Origin of the sequence: Clostridium sp. HV4-5-A1G (genome assembly GCF_900184915.1) — a bacterium.
Taxonomy (GTDB): domain Bacteria; phylum Bacillota; class Clostridia; order Clostridiales; family Clostridiaceae; genus Clostridium_B; species Clostridium_B aromativorans.
Genome location: NZ_FXYI02000374.1, coordinates 1 through 725 on the forward strand (window position 1 = coordinate 1; position 725 = coordinate 725).

General features: G+C 40.1%; 1 protein-coding gene. It reads right to left on the reverse strand.

The features are described from left to right. Nucleotides 1-263: 263 nt before the first annotated feature. Entirely contained in the window at nt 264-410 is a 147-nt protein-coding gene (locus J5G60_RS18595; protein ID WP_159436167.1) for a hypothetical protein, read from the reverse strand. Between the last annotated feature and the right edge of the window lie 315 nt (nt 411-725).

A 725-nucleotide genomic window follows, 5' to 3' on the forward strand; every position in this document is an offset into this window, starting at 1 on the left:
CAACATATCAAGCGTATTTTGTAGGTCGTAATACTCCAAATAGCGTAATTTTGAGTTCTTTTTCTGCTTCGTAGTTGTCACAGGCATCTCCTCCTTTCGGATTTGATTTTCTTTGTCATACTCGAAGCTATGAATGTTTGCTTTGTTATTATTTGATTATCATAAACGGCTAATGGCTGTTCCTCCGTTTCCATTACAGAAATATCAACGGTCGTGCCATCGCTCTCACAGAAAATTCACGCAGTTATGATTTCCTGCGTTGACTAACCTTTGGTTAGCTTTTCTGCTTTCCTCGTTCCAACAATTCTATCTATACATATATCTGTAGGTGTCCTCTCTAAACCTGTACGCTTAATACCGCCTTTAACGGTATAGGGAATTTCATATCTTTGATTTTTACTTTTCCCCACATACTATCCATTTGGATAACTGTACATTTCTATACAGCCTACTTATAGACCCTTACATTCGAGGATTCGTCAGACTTTTTACAGTCATTCTCACCATAGATATTTTGTAGACCTCCGGCATATAGGCTACACCATCTACCTCTAGACAGCTTTCGTTACAGTTGTTTACGCAACTGTAAGACGGTAGCTCTCTGCCGACTTCACCGAGCTTCTGAACATCTGCCTTTTGAGCAGAGCCAGTCGGAGTATCAAGGTTGGCGTTTCAGGGCGTTACCCCATCATTCCACCAATCGAATTGTTAGTTTGCAAATATTA